The organism is Streptomyces sp. NPDC006643 (assembly GCF_042870175.1).
GTDB lineage: Bacteria > Actinomycetota > Actinomycetes > Streptomycetales > Streptomycetaceae > Streptomyces.
Genome location: NZ_JBIAHA010000019.1, coordinates 156376 through 171673, shown reverse-complemented (window position 1 = coordinate 171673; position 15298 = coordinate 156376). Strand labels below are relative to the sequence as shown.

Genomic DNA, 15298 nt, shown 5'->3' with positions numbered 1-15298 from the left:
TGGACGCGGAATGGGGGTCGGCCGGACAATCTTTCCCCGTCCGTTGCCGACTCCACTCCCGTCCCTCCACTTCCGGTCGGACTTCCGTCGGACTTCTGTCCGACTTCCCGTCCGACTGCCCCCGGTTCCCGCCTACTTGCCGATCAGATCCTTGGACTCCAGATACTCCTTGGCGACATCGGCGGGCTTCGCGCGCTCCGCGTCGACCTTCAGGTTGAGCTTCGCGAGATCCTCTGTCGTGAGGGTGTCGGTGAGCTTGCCGAGGAGGTCCGCTATCTCCTGAGAACCGGCGTCCTTGGCATTGACCACGGGAAGTACGTTGTCCGCGTTCTGGAGCTTCTTGTCGTCCTCCAGGACGACCAGACCGAAGCTGTCGAGCGTGCCGTCGGTGGTGGTGCTCAGGACCAGCTGGTCCTTGCCGTCCTTGACCGCCTGCTTGGCCTGCGGCGTACCGACACCCTGCGGGTCGATGCCGGTGACGTCGATCCCGTACGTCTCCTTGAGACCGGGCGCGCAGAACGGCCGTACCTCGCACTCGTCGCCCGCGGCGATCTTCACCTTGAGCTTCGAGGCGCCCAGATCCGAAAGGGTCTTGAGCTTGTTCTTCTCGGCGTATTCCTTGGTGACGGCGAAGGCGTTCTGGTCGACCGCCTGGCCGGGGGGAAGGACCTTGAGTCCGCGCGGCTCGGCCAGCTTCCGCAGGGCGGTGACCGTGGCGTCCGCGTCGCTGGAGGCGAGCGGCTTCTCCACGGCTTTGTCCGCGCCGTTGACCTTGGCGTTGAGGAATTCGGTCAGCGTCGCCGCGTATTCGGGGACGACGTCGATCTCGCCCTTCTCCAGGGACGGCTCGTACAGCTCGCGGTTCTTCACCGTGGTGACGGAGGCGTCGTACCCGCCGTCACCCAGGATCTGCGCGTACAGCTCGGCGAGCACCTTGGACTCGGTGAAGGCCGCGGCACCGACGACGAGAGAGCCCTTCTTGTCGGAGCCCGAGCCCTTGTCCGAGCCGCTGTCCGATTCGAGGCTGTCGCCGCCGCACGCGGCGAGCGACCCGGTCAGGGCCACCACACCGAGTACCGCACCCGCCATGCGCGAGGTCTTGCTCATGAGAATTCACCATCCGTAGAGGGGGCCTGCGAAGGAGGCCGGAAAGAGTCGGTCGTCACGCGGTTGTTGCCGCACACGTCTTCGTGTCACACGGTCTTGGTCACCCGGTCCTGTGGGAGCACGCCATCGGCACGGAGCGCGTCGCCCCCGGCGTCGCCCCCCGAATCGCCCGCGGCCCTGCCCCCGGCCTCGCTCCCCGCCCTGTCCGCCGCGCCGTCACGCGCGCCGGGCACCGTCGCCCGGACGACGGCCCGGGACGGAGACGGGTCGAGCACCCGGTGCAGCGCCACCAGCACGCCTTCGACGACCAGCGCGAGCAGCGCCACCAGGAGCGCCCCCGCGACCACCTGGGGGGTGTTGTACGTGTTGAACCCGGCCGTGATGATCCGGCCGAGGCCGCCCTGCCCCACCATCGCCGCGATCGTGGCGGTGGCGACCACCTGTACGGACGCGGACCGCAGGCCGGTCATCACCATCGGATACGCCAGGGGCAGCTCGACCCGTACGAAGAGCTGCCGTCCGGACATCCCCATGCCCCTCGCGGCTTCGAGCACCGCGCGGTCCACCTCCCGCATGCCCACATAGGCGTTGGTCAGCAGCGGCGGCACGGCGAAGAGCACCAGGGCGACGATCGTCGGCACATAGCCGGCGTTGCGCAGCGGGGAGAGCATGAAGAGGGCGAGCACCGCGAAGACCGGCACCGCGCGCCCCACGTTGGAGATGTTGATCGCGAGCGCGCCGCCCTTGCCGATGTGCCCGAGGTAGAAGGCCGTCGGCAGGGCTATCGCACAGGCGATGGCGAGCGCGATCCCGCTGACGTACACATGCTCGCCGAGCCTGGTCAGCGCCCCGCTCTCGCCGGACCAGTTGGACCCGGTCATCAGCCAGGTCCACGCGTCACCCAGAACACCCATGGGTCAGCCCCCCACCTTCACGGCGCTGCCGGGCCGCGCCGTGCGCGCCGGCCGGGACGGGCGGCCCTTGCCCGTACGTATACGTGTCCAGGGCGTCAGCAGCCGCTGGAGTCCGAGGAGCAGCAGATCGGCGGTGATCGCCAGGAGCACGCACAGCACGGACGCGGCGAGCACCTGCGCCTTGAACAGACTGGGCAGCGCGTCCTCGATGAGATTGCCGAGCCCGCCGCGCCCCACGATCGAGCCGACGGTCGTCAGGGCGATGGTGGAGACCGTCGCGATCCGGACGCCCGCCATCAGCGCGGGCAGCGCGAGCGGCAGCTCGACCTCCCAGAGCAGCCGCCCGGAGCCGTACCCCATCCCGCGGGCGGCCTCCTTGGCCTCCGTCGGGACGGATTCGAGGCCCGCGATGATGTTCCTCACAAGGATCGTCAGCGAGTACAGCACCAGGCCCGTGATCACCAGGGCGGACGACAGCCCGAGGAACGGCAGCAGCAGCGAGAACATCGCCAGCGACGGGATCGTGTAGAGCAGGGTCGTCAGTCCGAGCACGGGGCCGGCGAAAGCCGGTTTGGTGCGTGCGAGCAGGGCGAGCGGAAAGGCCACGAGCAGCCCGATCAGGATCGAGACGACCGTGATCCAGATGTGCTGGACGGTCGCATCGATCAACTCCTGGCTACGTGAGCGGAGATACTCTCCACAGATCCATTCGTTCGCCGCCAGACAGCTTTGAGTGCTCATCCACCCCCGCCTCCCCTATCTCCCCGAACGTATGTCTGGTGTCTTTGTCTCGGCGACCCTATCCCCGACCACTGACAATCGCGGAAGGCCGCCACATTCCAGCAACATTGCCTTCACACAAGACCCGTCACAATGGGGAAATCATGATCCGATTCGAGCACGTCACCAAGCGGTACCCGGACGGCACCACGGCCGTCGACGACCTCAACCTGGAGGTCGGAGCGGGCGAGCTGGTCACGCTCGTCGGACCGTCGGGCTGCGGCAAGACCACCACCATGAAGATGGTCAACCGGTTGATCGAACCGACCGAGGGCCGGATATTCATGGACGGGGACGACATATCGACCATCGACCCCGTCCAACTCCGCCGCCGGATCGGCTATGTGATCCAGCAGGTAGGCCTGTTCCCGCACAAGACGATCCTGGAGAACACGGCCACCGTCCCCCATCTCCTGGGCTGGCAGCGCGGCAAGGGCCGCGAGCGTGCCGCCGAACTCCTCGACCTGGTCGGCCTCGATCCGTCCGTCTACGGCGACCGCTACCCCGAGCAGCTCTCCGGCGGACAGCGCCAGCGCGTCGGCGTCGCCCGCGCCCTGGCCGCCGACCCGCCCGTCCTGCTGATGGACGAGCCCTTCGGCGCGGTCGACCCCGTCGTACGCGAACACCTCCAGAACGAGTTCCTGAAGCTCCAGGCCGCCGTCAACAAGACCGTCCTCTTCGTCACGCACGACATCGAGGAGGCGGTCCGGCTCGGTGACCGGATCGCCGTCTACGGACAGGGCACCATCGAGCAGTTCGACGCCCCCGCCGCCGTGCTGGGCGCGCCCGCCACGCCGTACGTCGCCGACTTCGTCGGCGCGGACCGCGGTCTCAAGCGGCTCTCGGTCACGCCGATAGAGGAGGGCGACCTGGAACAGCCGCCCGTCCTGCATCTCGACGACCCGCTGCGGGCCGCCGCGGCGAAGCTTTCCAAGGAGGGCGCGCGCTGGGCCGTCGTCCTGGACGCCGAGGACAATCTGCACGGCTGGATCTCCACCGAGCAGACCGGCGCCTCGGGCACCGTACGGGAGCACGCCCGTCGTATGGAGGCCTGGCTGCCCGTGGGCGCCTCGCTCAAGCAGGCGTTCTCCACGATGCTCCAGCACGACGCCGGCTGGATCGCGGTCATCGACAAGGAGGAGACGGGACGCTTCCTCGGCGTGCTGACCCCGGCCCGCCTGCACGAGGCGCTGCGCCGCTCGATCGACGCGGACGCGCACGCCATCCCCCGCACCGAGGTGGAACTGGAGACCGTCGCCCAGATCGCCGCGTCCTGACCGCGTCCTGACCCTGTCCTGATCGCGCGCCGACCGCGCCCCCGCCCGCGTCGCCGGGGCGGGACCGTCCCCGCCCGGTGCGGGGCGACGGGGGCGCGGGCCCGGCAAGATCCGAGAGATACGCCCTAGGGTGGGACGTATGAGTACGTTGCGCGCACAGCGCGGAAGGGGCACGGTCGACGGCCTGCCGGAGTGGGACCGCTGCGCGGTCATGGGCGTCGTGAACGTGACGCCCGATTCCTTCTCCGACGGTGGCCGCTGGTTCGACACCACCACGGCCGTCAAGCGCGGCCTCGATCTGGTCGGCGAGGGCGCCGACCTGGTGGATGTCGGCGGCGAGTCGACGCGCCCCGGCGCCTCGCGGGTCGACGAGGACGAGGAGCTGCGGCGCGTCGTGCCCGTCGTGCGGGGCCTGGCCTCCGAGGGCGTCATCGTCTCCGTCGACACCATGCGCGCCTCCGTCGCCGAGCAGGCGGTGGCCGCCGGCGCCGCCCTCGTCAACGATGTCAGCGGCGGCTTGGCGGACCCGGCCATGGTGCCCGCCGTCGCCGCCGCCGGTGTGCCCTTCGTCGTCATGCACTGGCGCGGATTCAGCCAGGACATGAACAACCGCGCCCTCTACACGGACGTCGTCGCCGAGGTGGTCGCCGAACTGCGCGAGCGCATGAACGCGGTGATCGCGGGCGGCATCGCCCCCGAACGTCTCGTGATCGATCCCGGCCTCGGCTTCGCCAAGAGCGCAGAGCACGATCTCGCGCTGCTGGCCCGCCTCGCGGACCTGCGGGCGCTGAGCAGGCCCCTGCTGGTCGCCGCCTCCCGCAAGCGGTTCCTCGGCCACGTACTGGCCGGTGCGGACGGACCGCCGCCGGCGCGCGAACGGGACGCCGCCAGCGCCGCCGTCTCTGCGATCGCCGCGCACGAGGGCGCCTGGGCGGTACGCGTACACGAGGTACGAGCGACAGCCGACGCCGTCCGCGTCGCTCGCGCCGTCGAGGGAGCCCGGTGAAGAGCCCGAGCGGGACCGACAGGGAACAGGTCGACGCCCTCAACACGGCCTTCTACGAAGCCATGGAGCGCGGCGACCTCGACACGCTGTCGGAGCTCTGGCTGACCGGCGACAACCCCGCCGTCAGCTGCGTCCACCCGGGCTGGCAGGTGCTCTCGGGCCGTGGCGAGGTACTCCGCTCGTACGCGCTGATCATGGCCAACACCGAGTACATCCAGTTCTTCCTCACGGATGTCGTGGTGTCCGTCGCGGGCGACACCGCTCTCGTGACCTGCACCGAGAACATCCTCAGCGGCGGACCGGCCGAGGAGAGCGGCGCGCTCGGCCCGCTCGTGGGCCAGCTGGTGGTCGCGACGAACGTGTTCCGTCGCACCGCCGAGGGCTGGCGGCTCTGGTCCCACCACGGCTCACCCGTTCTGGCCGAAACCAACGACGAGCAGGACGACGAAACTCCTGCCTGAGTGGGTAAGCCCCCCTACGAGGGCCGGTCCTCCGCCGCTGGTACTACCTGCGGTTCCCGGTGTCGCGGGGCCCGTCGCGGACTCTGCCCGCGGCGCCCGAGGCCCCCGCACAAGGGCCCTGTCGGTGCCCGCGAGTAGATTCGACCGGGGACATCGGCCGTCCGCATACGGCATAGTGCCCCACTTGACCAACGACAGCAGGAGTGATTCGCGTGGACCGTCTCGCGCTGCGCGGCCTCAAGGCCCGTGGGCACCATGGCGTCTTCCCCCGGGAGCGCGAGGAGGGGCAGACCTTCATCGTGGATCTGGTGCTGAGCCTCGACACCCGTCCCGCGGCGGCCGGTGACGACCTGACGAGAACCGTCCACTACGGAATCGTGGCCGAGGAGGTCGTGGCCGTCGTGCGGGGCGAGCCGGTCGACCTGATCGAGACGCTCGCCGAGCGCATCGCCGAGCAGTGTCTGAAGCACGACGGCGTCGAGGAGGTCGAGGTGACGCTGCACAAGCCGGACGCCCCGATCACGGTGCCCTTCGACGATGTCACCATCACCATCACCCGGAGCCGAGTATGAATCCCCAGAGCGACCCGACCGTCCAGCCGGTGCCGGCCTCGGTGGTGGCGCAGGTCGACGCGGCGGACATCACCCTGTCCAACCCGAAGCGCGCCGTGATCAGCCTCGGCTCCAACCTCGGCAACCGGCTGGAGACCTTGCAGGGCGCCATCGACGCGCTGGAGGACACCCCGGGCCTGCGGGTCAAGGCGGTGTCGCCGGTGTACGAGACGGTGCCCTGGGGCGTCGAACCGGGCACCCAGCCCTCGTACTTCAACGCGGTCGTCGTGGTGAAGACCACGCTGCCGCCAGCCTCGCTGCTGGAGCGCGCCCAGGCCGTCGAGGAGGCCTTCGACCGCGTCCGGGTGGAGCGTTGGGGGCCCCGCACGATCGACGTCGACATCGTGGCGTACGCGGACGTCGTCTCCGACGATCCGGCGCTCACCCTGCCGCACCCGCGCGCCCATCAGCGCGCCTTCGTGCTGGTGCCCTGGCACGACGTGGAGCCCGAGGCGCTGCTGACCGGGCGGGGTACGGTCTCCGAGCTGCTCGCCGCCGTGGAGCAGGACGGCGTGGAGCCGCGCGCGGACCTGGAACTTCGCCTGCCCGACTAGTCGTTAGGCTCTGCGGATCGGTCGGATCGGTCGGATCGGTCGGATCGGTCGGATCGATCGGATCGATCGGATCGATCGGATCGATCGGATCGATCGGATCGATCGGATCGATCGCTCGTATCGGCGGTGGGTCGGTCGTTGACCGGTGCCGACGGCGCGTGTGTGTGGAAGACGAGTACGGGTGAAGGGTGGGCTTTCGCGGTGACGCAGTTGCGGATCAGGGTTCTGGCGGGCGTCTTCGCCGTGGCCGGGGTGCTCTCCTGGGGCGGTGCCCGCCTCTGGGACTCGCTCGGCACCCTGCCCAGCGTGCCCCTCGCCGCACCCATCGTGCTCGCGGTGATCGCCGTCGTCCTGGCGGCGACGGCGCTCTCGCTGCGGTCCCGGCTGCGCGCCCAGCGTGAGCGCCGGCCGGGAGCCAAGGGTGTGGATCCGCTGATGGCGGCCCGCGCGGTCGTGTTCGGGCACGCCAGCGCCCTCGTCGCGGCGCTGGTCGCCGGGATGTACGGCGGGACGGGCGTCTTCCTGCTCGGCTCGCTGGACATCCCCGCCCGGCGCGACCAGGCGTACTACGCGGGCGCCTCGGTGGTCGCCGGGATCGCGGTCATCGCCGCGGCGTTCTTCCTGGAGCGCGTCTGCAAGCTGCCCGACGGGCGCGACGACGACGAGGGTCACGGCACCGCCCACGCCTGATCACACCAGCGCCACCACCGCCATCAACACCGGCGCCGGGCCCGGGTGCGCGCGGTGTCGACGGTGGCTCAGCGGGCCATGATCAGGCTCATCGCCTCGTTACGGGTGGCGGGGTCGCGCAGTTGTCCCCGTACCGCCGAAGTGATCGTCTTGGCGCCCGGCTTGCGCACTCCGCGCATGGACATGCACATGTGCTCGCACTCGATGACCACGATCACGCCGCGCGGATCGAGGATCTTCATCAGCGAGTCCGCGATCTGCGTGGTCAGCCGCTCCTGGACCTGCGGCCTGCGGGCGAACACGTCCACCAGCCGCGCCAGCTTCGACAGCCCGGTGATCTTCCCGTCGGCCGACGGGATGTACCCGACGTGCGCGACGCCGTGGAACGGCACCAGGTGGTGCTCGCACGAGCTCTGCACCTCGATGTCCTTCACCAGGACCATCTCGTCGTGGCCCAGGTCGAACGTCGTCGTCAGGACGTCCTCGGGCCGCTGCCACAGCCCCGCGAATATCTCCTTGTACGAGCGGGCCACCCGCTCGGGCGTCTCGCGCAGGCCCTCGCGGTCCGGGTCCTCCCCGACCGCGATCAGAAGCTCTCGTACGGCGTTCTCGACCCGCTTCTCGTCGAACTCGCCGATCACACCCTCGCCGTCCAGTCTCACGGGGTTGGTCATCTGGGCCTCGTTCCTCTGCCGTTCCGTGCGCGACCGTACAAATGCCGCGCCCCAACAGGCTAAGACCTGTGGGGCGCGGCATCTATTCCGAGCCTGGTGAGAAGCTCGGGATCAGTTCTCCGGACGCTCCTCCGGAACGGCCTCGGCCGCCGGGTCGCCGGTCGTCACACCGGGAAGCGCGCCGTTGCTGCCGGTCGCTCCGTTGGTGAGGGCCAACTCCTTGGGCGAGAGCACCGGCGGACGGGTCGAAGGCGTACGCCGCGAGGAGCCGGTCCAGGCCGGACGGGCCGGGCGCCGCACGATCGTCGAGAAGATCTCGGCGATCTGCTCCTTGTTGAGCGTCTCCTTCTCCAGCAGCGCGAGGACCAGGTTGTCGAGAACGTCGCGGTTCTCGACGAGGATCTCCCAGGCCTCGTTGTGCGCGGTCTCGATGAGCTTCTTGACCTCTTCGTCGACCAGCGCGGCGACCTCTTCCGAGTAGTCGCGCTGGTGGCCCATCTCACGTCCGACGAAGGGCTCGGTGTTGTCGCCACCGAACTTGATCGCGCCGAGCCGCTCGGTCATGCCGTACTGCGTGACCATGGCCCGTGCCGTCGCCGAGGCCTTCTCGATGTCGTTGGCCGCGCCGGTGGTCGGGTCGTGGAAGACCAGCTCCTCCGCCGCGCGCCCGCCCATCATGTAGGCCAGCTGATCGAGCATCTCGTTGCGCGTGGTCGAGTACTTGTCCTCGTCCGGCAGGACCATGGTGTAACCCAGAGCCCGGCCACGGGACAAGATCGTGATCTTGTGCACCGGGTCGGAGTTCGGAGACGCCGCCGCGACCAGGGCGTGGCCGCCCTCGTGGTAGGCGGTGATCTTCTTTTCCTTCTCGGACATGATCCGGGTCCGCTTCTGCGGGCCCGCCACCACTCGGTCGATGGCCTCGTCCAGGGAGTGGTTGTCGACGAGCTTCTTGTCGCTGCGTGCCGTGAGGAGCGCCGCTTCGTTCAGCACGTTCGCCAGGTCCGCTCCGGTGAAGCCGGGCGTACGACGGGCGACAGCGCCCAGATCGACGTCCGGGGCGACCGGCTTGCCCTTCTGGTGGACCTTGAGGATCTCCAGCCGGCCCTGCATGTCCGGGCGGTCGACCGCGATCTGGCGGTCGAAGCGTCCCGGGCGCAGCAGCGCCGGGTCGAGGATGTCGGGCCGGTTCGTGGCGGCGATCAGGATGACGCCGCCCTTCACGTCGAAGCCGTCCATCTCGACAAGCAGCTGATTGAGCGTCTGCTCGCGCTCGTCGTGGCCACCGCCGAGGCCCGCACCACGGTGCCGGCCGACGGCGTCGATCTCGTCGACGAAGACGATCGCCGGGGCGTTCGCCTTGGCCTGCTCGAAGAGGTCACGCACTCGGGAGGCACCGACACCGACGAACATCTCGACGAAGTCGGAACCGGAGATCGAGTAGAACGGGACCCCGGCCTCACCGGCGACGGCGCGGGCGAGCAGCGTCTTGCCCGTACCGGGCGGGCCGTAGAGCAGCACACCCTTCGGGATCTTGGCGCCGACGGCCTGGAACTTCGCGGGCTCCTGGAGGAACTCCTTGATCTCGTGCAGTTCCTCGACGGCTTCGTCGGACCCGGCGACGTCGGCGAACGTCGTCTTGGGGGTGTCCTTGGTAATGAGTTTGGCCTTGGACTTCCCGAACTGCATGACTCGGGAGCCGCCGCCCTGCATCTGATTCATCAGGAACAGGAAGACCACGACGATGAGGACGAACGGCAGCAGGGAGAGCAGCACAGAGACGAACGGACTCTGCTTCGAAGGCGAGACCGTGTAGCCCTGCTTGATGTCGCCGCTCTCGAACTTGGCCTGGAGCTTGTCGGCCAGGCGCGAGCCCTGTGCGCCGATGTAGCTGGCCTGGACCTTGTCGCCGCCCTGGACCTTGGTGCCGTCCTTGAGGTCGATCTTGATGATCTGTTCGTCGCCTGTGGTCAGCTTGACCTGGTCGACCTGGTTCTTGTCGATCGCCTGGACGACCTCGCCGGTGTCCACCGTCTTGTAGCCGCCGGACGAGCCGACGACCTGCATCAACACGACCACGGCGAGGACGGCCAGCACGATCCACATGACCGGCCCACGGAAGTATCGCTTCACGTCCATCCATACGGAGCGAGAACGCCCCGTCCCTCCTGCCCGTAGGTAAATGCTGCTGTGAGAAAAGACTGTTCTTCGGACGGTACCCCAGCATTGTCACCCGCGACCGCACGGGACTGCCGGTAAACCGGTCTTCCCATGCTCCAACGGCGGGAGGGGTGCGGGGGTTCCCGGCCCGGCCCGGCGGGCTGCGTGCCCGGCTCAGCCGCCGTACACATGGGGGGCGAGTGTGCCGACGAATGGCAGATTGCGGTACTTCTCCGCGTAATCGAGGCCATAGCCGACGACAAACTCATTGGGAATGTCGAATCCGATCCATTTCACATCGATCGCGACCTTTGCGGCATCCGGCTTACGGAGCAGCGTGCAGACTTCCAGTGAGGCGGGCTCGCGGGAGCCGAGGTTCGACAGCAGCCACGAGAGCGTCAGACCCGAGTCGATGATGTCCTCGACGATGACGACGTGCTTGCCCTTGATGTCGGTGTCCAGGTCCTTGAGGATTCTGACCACACCGGACGACTGGGTCCCGGCGCCGTACGAGGACACGGCCATCCAGTCCATCGTCACCGGGGTGGACAGGGCACGCGCCAGGTCCGCCATCACCATGACGGCACCCTTGAGGACGCCGACGAGGAGGACGTCCTTACCCGCGTACTCCGCGTCGATCTTGGCGGCCAGTTCGACCAGCTTCGCGTCGATTTCTTCCTTGGTGATGAGCACCGACTGGAGGTCGGCGCCCATGTCCTTGTGGTCCACCCGCATCACTTTCGTTGTCGGCCAGGAGGCCGGAACTCGCCACCCCGGAGACACAGCCGTCGTGCTTCAGCGCGTCAGCCCTGCCGGATGACCAGTCTGCCACCCTGCCGTTGGGCCTCGACGCGGCCCGGCAGATTGATGGCTCCCTGGCCTCGCCAGCTCGTGATCAGACGGTCGATCTCCTCGATGTGCCGGGCGAAGAGCGATCCGGCGGGCGCCCCGGCGACGACGGCGGCCCGGCGCAGGACACGACGGCGGACGGCGGGCGGCAGCGCGTACAGCTTGGCGCATTCCAGCTGTCCGGCGTCGTCCCGTACGGCGGACTCGACGTCGGCGGCCCAGGCGTCGAGCGCGTCCGCGTCGTCACGGGAGAGCTGCGCCGTACGGGCCAGGGCCTCGACGACGCCCTTGCCGAGCGCCTTCTCCAGGGCGGGCAGGCCCTCGTGGCGCAGACGTGAACGGGTGTACGCGGGGTCGGCGTTGTGGGGGTCGTCCCAGACCGGGATCGCCTGGACCAGGCATGCCTTGCGGGCGGTCTGCCGGTCGAGTTGGAGGAAGGGCCGTCGGTAGCGCCCGGTGGCGCCCGAGACGGGGGCCATCCCGGACAGCGAGCGGGTGCCGGAACCGCGGGCGAGGCCGAGCAGGACCGTCTCCGCCTGGTCGTCACGGGTGTGGCCGAGCAGGACGGCGACGGCGCCGTGGCGCTCGGCGGCGGCGTCCAGGGCCGCGTAGCGCGCGTCGCGGGCGGCTGCCTCGGGCCCCCCGTCGCGTCCGACGGTCACAGCGACGGACTCGACGGGGTCGAGCCGCATGGCGGCGAGCCGGGAGACGACTTCGGCGGCGCGGAGGTCGGAGCCGGCCTGGAGGCCGTGGTCGACGGTGACGGCGCCCGCGCGGATTGACAGCTTGCGGGCCTCGAAGGCGAGGGCGGAGGCGAGCGCCATGGAGTCGGCGCCTCCGGAACAGGCGACGAGCACCAGCGGACGGTCGTCGGCCGGGGGTGGTGCGGCGGCGCGGCCGGCGGCGGCTGCCGGGGTGAACCGGGAGCGCTCGATGCCGGAGCTCGCGAGTTCGGAGCATTCGGTGATGACGTCGTGGAGTACGCGGCGGACCGCCAGGCGTATCGCCGCGACCGCAGGATGGGGACCCATGTCCGGTGCCCTTCGTGATATTTGGGGGGTGCCTCGGTCGGAGAGTAGGGACGGGGTTCAGTCACACAGAGTGTGTCGATGGTGACAGAACCGGGCCGTTCCCCGAGCATTGCACGCCTACCCACCGCCCACGGTCCCTCGGATGGGTGATGCTGGCCCATTCCGGTGGACACGTGTGGACGTTGATATCCCGGACGGGCCTTCGCGGCCCCCTCCTTAGGAAGCCGCGACCCCTCCTGACGCGTTCCTGGCCGCGCCCGACCGCCCTAGGAGTCGGCCTTGCGGTGCACCCGCGCGATCCAGTCCGCCGGCTTGGCGATCTCCGCCTTGGTGGGAAGGGTGTTGGGGGAGGTCCAGACGCGGTTGAAGCCGTCCATGCCGACCTCGTCCACCACGGCTCGTACGAAACGCTCCCCGTCCCGGTACTGCCGCAGCTTCGCGTCCAGCCCCAGCAGCTTGCGCAGCGCCTGGTCGAGCCGGCTCGCGCCCTTGGCCCTGCGCTGCTGGAACTTCTCGCGGATCTCGGCCACCGAGGGCACGACCTGCGGCCCGACGCCGTCCATCACGTAGTCGGCATGGCCTTCGAGCAGCGACATCACGGCGGTGAGGCGGCCGAGGATCTCCTTCTGGCCGGGGGTCTGCACCAGTTCGACCAGGCTCCGGCCGTCGTCGTCCTCCTCGCCCTCGGGGCGGCTGCCGGTGAGCGACTGGGCCGCTTCACGCAGCCGCTCCACGACGGTCGAGGGGTCGACGTCGGTCTCCTCCAGGAATGACTGGATCTCACCCTCAAGGTGGTCACGGAGCCACGGCACGCCGGTGAACTGGGTGCGGTGGGTCTCCTCGTGCAGACAGACCCAGAGCCTGAAGTCGTGCGGGTCGACGTCCAGTTCGCGCTCGACGTGCACGATGTTCGGCGCGACGAGCAGCAGTCGGCCGCCGCCACCGTCGGCCGACGGGAGGTCACGGCTCGGCGGCGCGAACGTCTCGTACTGGCCGAGGACACGGGAGGAGAGGAACGACAGCAGCATGCCCAGCTCGACGCCGGTCACCTTGCCGCCCACGGCGCCGAGGACGGCGCCGCCCGGCGTGCCCGACCGGCGATCCTGCATCTTCTCGAGGAGCGGCTTGAGCAGCTCGCGGAAGCCCGCGACGTTCGCCTTGATCCAGCCCGCCCGGTCCACGACCAGGACCGGGGTGTCCGGTGGCTCATGGCCCTCGGGGATCATCCGCGTGAAGGCGCGCACGTGCTCCTCGGCCGCCTTGGCGTGCCGCCGCAGCTCGGCGACGATCTCGCGGGCCTCGTCCCGGCTCACTTCCGGTCCCGGCCGCGCGAGGCGGGTCGCGGTTGCCACCGCGAGATTCCAGTCCACCATCTCGGCCCCACCGATGCTCGTCATGCGTCAACCGTACGTGCTCGGGCCGAAAGGCGGTGGGGTGTCGGCCGCCCCGTCGCCGTCCTGGCCGGTCCGGGTCGGTACGTGCCGGTCCGGGTCGGTGCGGGTCGTCGGGGCGTGGGTGGCGCCGCCGACCGGGCCGGTCGGCGCCCGGGGACGGGGGTGGTCAGGACGCGAGTTCCGCCGAGAGGTGGTCCAGGGCCCGTTGGGCCGTATCGGGGCCCGGGGCCTTCTCCGCCAGGAAGGCGAAGGCGAGGAGCCGTCCGCCGGGTCCGACGACCGTGCCCGCCAGGGCGTTCACGCCGGTCAGCGTGCCGGTCTTGGCCCGGATCAGACCGCTGCCGGTGATCGCGTCGCCGTCGGTGTACCGGCCCTGGAGCGTGCCGCTGAATCCGGCCACCGGCAGGCCGGTGAGAACCGGCCTCAACTCGGGCCGGTCGGGGTCGGCCGCGCGGGCGAGCAGCGCGGTGAGCAGGCCGCTGGTGACCCTGTCGTGGCGGTTGAGTCCGCTGCCGTCGCGCAGGAGCGCGCCGCCGACGGGCAGTTTCTGCTCCTTCAGCTCCGCCTGGACGGCCTGCTGGGCGCCGGCGAAGCTCGCGGGTCTGCCCGACTTGATGGCGGTCTGCCGGACGAGTGATTCGGCGATGTCGTTGTCGCTGTTCGTCAGCATCCGCTCGACCAGGGCGGACACGGGGCGCGAGTACGTCACCGCGAGACGGTCGGCCTCCTTGGGAGCCTTGCGTTTGACCGGGGGTCCCGAGGTCTTGAGGCCGCGTTCGCGCAGCAGGTCGGCGAAGACGTCGGCGGCGTCGCCCGCCGGGTCGCCGCTGCGCGGTGCCGGGCCGCCGAAGGAGTCGCGGGCGGAGTCGTCGAGACGGCCCTGGCCGGTCATCAGGGCGGTGACCGGGGCGATGTTGTCGTTGGGGCCGATCGGGTGTTCGCGGGGGCCGGAGTAGAGGGAGACGTCGAAGCGGAGGGCGACCTTGTGGACGCCGCGGTCGCGCAGCGCCCTGGCGGTGTCCTCGGCGAGGGCGCGCAGGCCCTTCCGGTCGAGGGTGGCGTCGCCGCCGCCGACGAGGGTGATCTCGGTCGGCCCCTCATCCCCTTCGCCTTTCTCGTCGCCTTCGCCCTTGTCGTCGCCCTTGTCCTTGTCGTCGGCGGTGACCACGGTGGTGGAGATGCGGTGGTCGGGGCCGAGCGCGGACAGCGCGGCGACCGCCGTGGCGATCTTGATGGTGGAGGCCGGTGCCATCGGCCGGTCGGCGCGTTCGCCGAACAGCTGCTCGCCCGTGGCGACATCGACGACGGAGGCGGCGGGCGCCGCTCCGAGGTCGGGGGATTCGAGCAGCGGCCCGAGGCTCTTCCTGAGGCCGGCCGGGAGATCCGCGGGCGCGGACAGGGACTCGACCGGTGGGGCGAGTTCGTCGAGTACGCCGGCGGCGCTGGGCGCGGGCGCGGGCTTGCCCGGGTGTCCACTCGGGTGATGTACGCCACCTGTACGGCCCTGAGCGGCGGCCCAGTCGCGCTCGGCCTTACGCTGACCGGAGTCCCAGGGGCCGGCCAAGGCCACCGCCCCGGCCGCCAGTACCAGGCCGAGCACGGCGGAACCTGCCGTGAGCTGCCACACTTTCGGCTCAAGCACGGTTGATCAGCCCCTTTCGTGATCACACAGCTGCGTGGGGGACACTTAATCACTGCGCGTTGCCACGAGCACGGTGCCCCGGCCAGCGATGGCCGATCCTGCTCGGCCCCGGGGTCGGCCCCGGTGACGTGCGGTATCACCGACAGCA

15 protein-coding genes are annotated in these 15298 nt (G+C 69.9%); 6 read left to right on the top strand and 9 right to left on the bottom strand.

Annotated features, from left to right (window positions below; genetic code table 11):
• Positions 1-132 precede the first annotated feature (132 nt).
• From ACFYNU_RS25440 to ACFYNU_RS25430, 3 genes are all read right to left on the bottom strand, one after another.
• On the bottom strand, positions 133-1107 hold the full coding sequence (locus tag ACFYNU_RS25440; protein ID WP_356588679.1) for an ABC transporter substrate-binding protein: 975 nt from the start codon (positions 1105-1107) through the stop codon (positions 133-135).
• A gap of 86 nt (positions 1108-1193) precedes the next feature.
• Complete coding sequence (locus tag ACFYNU_RS25435) at positions 1194-2021, bottom strand: ABC transporter permease (protein WP_356588681.1); 828 nt, start codon at positions 2019-2021, stop codon at positions 1194-1196.
• 3 nt (positions 2022-2024) lie between these two features.
• Positions 2025-2762 carry an ABC transporter permease gene (locus ACFYNU_RS25430; RefSeq protein WP_356588683.1) on the bottom strand — a complete coding sequence of 246 codons (738 nt, stop codon included), beginning with the start codon at positions 2760-2762 and terminating at the stop codon, positions 2025-2027.
• Between the two features lie 143 nt (positions 2763-2905).
• On the opposite strand from ACFYNU_RS25430, the gene ACFYNU_RS25425 reads away from it, so the two are divergent.
• The 6 genes from ACFYNU_RS25425 (at position 2906) to ACFYNU_RS25400 (ending at position 7400) form a co-directional block, all read left to right on the top strand.
• Positions 2906-4078 carry a betaine/proline/choline family ABC transporter ATP-binding protein gene (locus ACFYNU_RS25425; RefSeq protein ID WP_356588685.1) on the top strand — a complete coding sequence of 391 codons (1173 nt, stop codon included), beginning with the start codon at positions 2906-2908 and terminating at the stop codon, positions 4076-4078.
• Positions 4079-4217: 139 nt separating this feature from the next.
• Positions 4218-5084, top strand: a complete 867-nt coding sequence (folP, locus tag ACFYNU_RS25420; RefSeq protein ID WP_356588687.1) for a dihydropteroate synthase — start codon at positions 4218-4220, stop codon at positions 5082-5084.
• Complete coding sequence (locus ACFYNU_RS25415) at positions 5081-5545, top strand: nuclear transport factor 2 family protein (RefSeq protein WP_356588689.1); 465 nt, start codon at positions 5081-5083, stop codon at positions 5543-5545. The genes folP and ACFYNU_RS25415 overlap by 4 nt, the downstream gene beginning before the upstream one ends.
• A gap of 212 nt (positions 5546-5757) precedes the next feature.
• Complete coding sequence (gene folB / locus ACFYNU_RS25410; RefSeq protein WP_239064983.1) at positions 5758-6117, top strand: dihydroneopterin aldolase; 360 nt, start codon at positions 5758-5760, stop codon at positions 6115-6117.
• A complete protein-coding gene (gene folK / locus ACFYNU_RS25405; RefSeq protein WP_356588691.1) occupies positions 6114-6710 on the top strand; it encodes a 2-amino-4-hydroxy-6-hydroxymethyldihydropteridine diphosphokinase in 597 nt (198 codons plus the stop codon). The genes folB and folK overlap by 4 nt, the downstream gene beginning before the upstream one ends.
• 201 nt (positions 6711-6911) lie before the next feature.
• Positions 6912-7400, top strand: coding sequence for a DUF3180 domain-containing protein (locus tag ACFYNU_RS25400; RefSeq protein WP_356588693.1), 489 nt, complete (start codon positions 6912-6914; stop codon positions 7398-7400).
• A gap of 68 nt (positions 7401-7468) precedes the next feature.
• On the opposite strand, the gene folE is transcribed toward ACFYNU_RS25400, so the two are convergent.
• The 6 genes from folE to dacB form a co-directional block, all read right to left on the bottom strand.
• Positions 7469-8074, bottom strand: coding sequence for a GTP cyclohydrolase I FolE (gene folE / locus ACFYNU_RS25395; protein ID WP_356588695.1), 606 nt, complete (start codon positions 8072-8074; stop codon positions 7469-7471).
• Positions 8075-8185: 111 nt separating this feature from the next.
• Positions 8186-10213 (bottom strand): ATP-dependent zinc metalloprotease FtsH, encoded by a 2028-nt coding sequence (gene ftsH / locus ACFYNU_RS25390; protein ID WP_356588697.1) that lies wholly within the window; start codon positions 10211-10213, stop codon positions 8186-8188.
• A 195-nt stretch (positions 10214-10408) separates the two neighbouring features.
• Positions 10409-10969, bottom strand: a complete 561-nt coding sequence (gene hpt / locus ACFYNU_RS25385; RefSeq protein ID WP_023539606.1) for a hypoxanthine phosphoribosyltransferase — start codon at positions 10967-10969, stop codon at positions 10409-10411.
• Positions 10970-11037: 68 nt separating this feature from the next.
• Entirely contained in the window at positions 11038-12114 is a 1077-nt protein-coding gene (tilS, locus tag ACFYNU_RS25380; protein ID WP_356588699.1) for a tRNA lysidine(34) synthetase TilS, read from the bottom strand.
• 266 nt (positions 12115-12380) lie between these two features.
• Positions 12381-13511, bottom strand: coding sequence for a zinc-dependent metalloprotease (locus tag ACFYNU_RS25375; RefSeq protein WP_356588701.1), 1131 nt, complete (start codon positions 13509-13511; stop codon positions 12381-12383).
• A 163-nt stretch (positions 13512-13674) separates the two neighbouring features.
• The gene (gene dacB / locus ACFYNU_RS25370; protein WP_356588703.1) at positions 13675-15150 is read right to left on the bottom strand and encodes a D-alanyl-D-alanine carboxypeptidase/D-alanyl-D-alanine-endopeptidase; all 1476 of its coding nucleotides are present in this window, start codon (positions 15148-15150) and stop codon (positions 13675-13677) included.
• Positions 15151-15298: the final 148 nt, after the last annotated feature.